The sequence below is a fragment of the Arthrobacter sp. Hiyo1 genome (assembly GCF_001263615.2).
GTDB lineage: Bacteria > Actinomycetota > Actinomycetes > Actinomycetales > Micrococcaceae > Arthrobacter.
Window position 1 is genome coordinate 13,598 of sequence record NZ_DF952474.1, and the last position, 4,093, is coordinate 17,690.

General features: G+C 63.4%; 3 protein-coding genes and 1 pseudogene. All 4 read right to left on the reverse strand.

Translation table 11 applies throughout. From position 1 onward, the window contains the following. Positions 1-56: 56 nt before the first annotated feature. A pseudogene (locus AHiyo1_RS27110) lies at positions 57-1,078 on the reverse strand (cation:dicarboxylate symporter family transporter). Next, the gene (locus AHiyo1_RS27120) at positions 1,009-1,464 is read right to left on the reverse strand and encodes a cation:dicarboxylate symporter family transporter (RefSeq protein ID WP_253257424.1); all 456 of its coding nucleotides are present in this window, start codon (positions 1,462-1,464) and stop codon (positions 1,009-1,011) included. Before AHiyo1_RS27120 ends, AHiyo1_RS27110 begins: the two are co-directional and overlap by 70 nt. A gap of 89 nt (positions 1,465-1,553) precedes the next feature. Next, positions 1,554-2,702: a tartrate dehydrogenase gene (locus tag AHiyo1_RS17480; protein ID WP_059389381.1), complete on the reverse strand. Its 1,149-nt coding sequence runs from the start codon at positions 2,700-2,702 to the stop codon at positions 1,554-1,556. Positions 2,703-2,842: 140 nt separating this feature from the next. Next, on the reverse strand, positions 2,843-3,733 hold the full coding sequence (locus AHiyo1_RS17485; RefSeq protein ID WP_059389382.1) for a LysR family transcriptional regulator: 891 nt from the start codon (positions 3,731-3,733) through the stop codon (positions 2,843-2,845). Positions 3,734-4,093: the final 360 nt, after the last annotated feature.

The window sequence follows — 4,093 nt, forward strand, 5'->3', positions numbered from 1 at the left end:
CTTTGAACTTGTCGGGCGCGATGAGGACGCCCATCGGGGCAGTTGCGTTGCTCATGTCAGATGGATTCTGAGTAGGCGGGACGGCGGTCGGCGGGCTGAAAAGGCTCGACGGCGGCAGCGGGCGCGGGAACTTCAGCCACCTGAATCGGCTCCACAAGTTCGCCCGCGAAGACGCGGCGGACACGGTCGGCGTCGAGGGTGCGGTCCCACCAGGCGATGAACAGCGTCGCGACAGCGTTGCCGGTGAAGTTTACGAGGGCGCGGCATTCGGACATGAACTTGTCGATGCCGAAGATGAGCATGATGCCCGCGGCCGGGATGGTACCGATGGTGGCCAACGTTGCGGTGAGGGCGATGAAACCGCCGCCCGCGACGCCCGCAGCACCCTTGGACGTAAGCAGCATGACGGCGATGAGGCCCAACTGCTGGCCGATGCTCAGGTGCGTGTTGGTGGCCTGGGCGATATATACCGCGGCCAGGGAAAGGTAGATCGCAGCGCCGTCGAGGTTGAAGCTGTAGCCGGTAGGGACAACAAGCCCCACGGTCTCCTTCTTAACCCCTGCGTGCTCAAGTTTGCGCATCAGTCCCGGCAGTGCCGGTTCGGCGGTCGAGGTGCCCAGAATGATCAGGTATTCCTCTTTGAAGTGCCTGATCATCGTGAAGATGTTCAGCTTCAGGAACGCCATGACGGAGCCGAGGACCACCACCACAAAGAGGATCGAAGTGACGTAGAAGAGTGCGATCAGTCCGCCCATGCTGGTCAGGGAGGACACGCCGTACTTGCCGACCGCGAAGGCCATGGCGCCGAATGCACCCAGCGGCGCGGCTTCATGATGAAGCCCAGGATCTTGAACATGACACCGGTGAGCCGCTGCACGCCGTCGAGCACGGGCGCGCCAAGCTTGCCCATCGCGTTCAACGCGATGCCGAAGACAACCGCGATGAAGATGATCTGGAGGATATCGCCCGCAATGAAGGGCTGGACGATGCTTGTGGGGATGATGTTGGTCAGGAACTGCCACCATTCCTGGTGCGCACCGGCGTCGATGAGCTTCGCGGCGGCATCAGTGGTCTTGATGGTGTGCCGGCCACGGCGTTGACGCCCTCGCCCAGCCGGAAGATGTTGATCGCGACAAGGCCGAACACGAGCGCACAAATGGTGCCGAGCTGGAAGTACGTGAGGGCCTTCAGCCCCGTCATCCCGACCTTCTTCAGGTCCGCTACGCTCGCGATCCCGCCGACGATGGTCAGGAAGACGATCGGGCCAATGAGCATCCTCATCGCATTGACGAACGTGGTCCCGATCGGTTCCATGGCGATGCCCGCGGTCGGCGCGAGCCAGCCGAGCAGGACGCCAATGAGAATGGCGGTCAGAACCCAGAAATACAGTTGCCGGTACCACGCTGTTTTGACGCGCCGGGTCTTGGGTGCCGGAGCTGCGCCGGCTTTGTTGATGTGTTCCATGATTCCTACCTCATTGTGGAATGTCTCTGGAGAAAGTTGGAGGGACCTCCGCGGGAGGTACGACGGCGGCCGGCCAGCCGCGTCGTACGTCACTCATCGAAGGCTGGCGCTAAGCGGCGTCCCGAGGGTCCCAACGCGAGCTCGCGAGTGTTGGGGAGGGACCTCCGCGGCTTGATGATCGCTTCGGTGACGTCGTCCGTGGTGGCTTCGCCGCCGACGTCGCGGGTCAAGAATCCGGCGGCTGTGGTCTGTTCGATGGCCGCCTCGACCAGGCGCGCTTCTTCGTGCAGGCCGAAGTGGTCCAGCATCAACGCGGCGCTGGCGATGGCCCCGATGGGGTTGCTGATGCCCTTGCCTGCGATGTCCGGTGCGGAACCGTGGACCGGCTCAAACATCGACGGGAAGCGGCGCTCCGGGTTCAGGTTGGCGCTCGCGGCGAGGCCAAGGCTGCCGGCGAGTGCCGAGCCGAGGTCCGAGAGGATGTCGGCGTTCAGGTTGGACGCGACCACCACCGACAGTTCCTCCGGGTGGAGGATGAACTTGGCGCTCATGGCGTCAACCAGGACGCTCTCGGTCCGGACGTCAGGGTAATCGAGGGCGACCCGGTTGAAGGTTTCGTCCCAGAGGACCATGCCGTACTGCTGGGCGTTCGACTTGGTGACGGACGAGACCTTCTTGACCGTGCGAGTCCGTGCGAGATCGAACGCGAAACGCATGATGCGCTCGCAGCCCTTCTCCGTGAACAGCGCGGTTTGCAGCGCAACTTCGTTGCCCGGGCCGCGACCGCTCAGGTTGCGTCCGCCAAGTCCGGCGTATTCGCCTTCGCTGTTTTCGCGGACAACGATCCAGTCGAGCTCGGTGTTGTCAGCCTTGCGGAGCGGGGACTCGATGCCGGGGAGGAACTTGACCGGGCGGATGTTGGCCCACTGGTCGAAGTTCTGGGTGATGTTCAGGCGCAGGCCCCAGAGGCTGATGTGGTCCGGGACGTTTTCCCAGCCGACGGCTCCGAAGTAGATGGCGTCGAAGTCCTTGAGGGCGTCCAGGCCCTTGGGGTCCATCATCTGGCCGGTCTTCTCGTAGTAGCCGCAGCCCCACGGGAACTCGGTCCATTCAAAGGCGAACTTCCCGTTGGAGTTCGCGGCCAGGGCGTCCAGGACGCGGCGGCCTGCCGAGACAACTTCCTTTCCGACGCCGTCCGCCGGGATGGATGCGATGCTGAATTTCTGGGTGGCGCTCATGCCTACCTCCTCGTTGAGTTTGTTAGCAGAGTCACACTGCCTTCCTCTTCAAGTAGACGGGCGGCCGGTAGGTGGCGTCCAAGACTTAGTTTCGATACGGCTGATAGGCAGCGCCTATCTTTTCTCTGCAGTAGAGCGCGCTAATCTTCGGTGTGCTCCGCAGCGACCTGCAAGAACGCCTTGGCCGCGGGAGTGAGGTTGTCCTTGCGGCTGAGCACCGCGACGTCCAGGTGGCTCACTGGTTCGATGAGCATTGTGCGCAGGCCGGCTTTGTGCGCGGTAGGAGCCCACGACGACGGCATCACCGCGTGCCCGACGCCCGCCAAAACGAGGGGCAAGATGGAGGTCCGGTGGGCGACTTCGACGACGATCTCCACCTGTACGCCGTGCGCCAGCGCATCATCCACGAGCCAACGCATGAGGGAGCCTCGCTGGCTCGCAATGATGCGCTGTCCCCCGAGATCCTCACGTTGGATGGCCGATTGCTCGGCGCCGAAGGTGTCGGCCTGCGGGTTGACGATCAGGATGAGCGGTTGTTTTTCGAGTTCGAGGACCTCGACGCCGGGGACCAAGATGGGCGTAGGCGAGCCGGCCAGCCCGATTTCGGAGCTGCCGTTCCGGACCGATTCGATCACTTCTTCGGGCGTGAAGGCAGCACTGACGTTGAGCCGGACTGCGGGGTAGACCTTGGTGAAGGCGGCGATCATAGACGTCAGCGGCTCGATGCCCGGCGAAGGCATAGTGATGATGTCGAGCCGGCCGCTCCTGATGCCTCGGAGTGACTGAACAGCTGATTGTGCGGCGTCGAGGTCCCGCATGACGAGTCTGGCCGGCCCGACCAATTCCTTGCCAGCTTCGCTGAGGACCGCCCTGCGGCCGATGCGGTGGAACAGCGGAACGCCGACTTCCTTCTCGAGGCTCGCGATGGTTTGGGAAAGCGACGGTTGTGCGATCAGCAGATGCTCGGCGGCGCGGTTGAACCCGTCATGGTCGACGACGGCGAGGAAGTACTTTAGTTTTCGTGTGTCCATGATGGGGCTCCTCTGGCTGGACTTCCGAATCGATCGATAGCCTACGCCTATCAGTGGCCCTGGCGACGGCCGGGCTGTCTGGGTGTTCGACGTGCTGGGCTCCAAAAGTCCGGCCGCTTCTCAAGATCTTTGGCCCGGGCGCGGTTCTCGGGCCTAATAATGTCAGACCCCTTTGCGAAGCTTTTCCTATGGATGGCAATCGGGGAACACAGCTGATCGGAGCGGTCGCGCCAACCGGCGACGCGGTTCCGGAGGCTGCTGGCCCGTGCTCCGGGTGCGCGAGTTGATCGATGCCGTGAGATCGCTTCGCCCGGCCGCTGCCTTTGCGCCGTCCGGCGGCACCGAACATGGCGGCTTCGC

Coding starts and splice junctions, on each gene's coding strand:
- AHiyo1_RS27120 (WP_253257424.1), bottom strand. CDS start 1,464: ATGGAACACATCAACAAAGCCGGCGCAGCTCCGGCACCCAAGACCCGG.
- AHiyo1_RS17480 (WP_059389381.1), bottom strand. CDS start 2,702: ATGAGCGCCACCCAGAAATTCAGCATCGCATCCATCCCGGCGGACGGC.
- AHiyo1_RS17485 (WP_059389382.1), bottom strand. CDS start 3,733: ATGGACACACGAAAACTAAAGTACTTCCTCGCCGTCGTCGACCATGAC.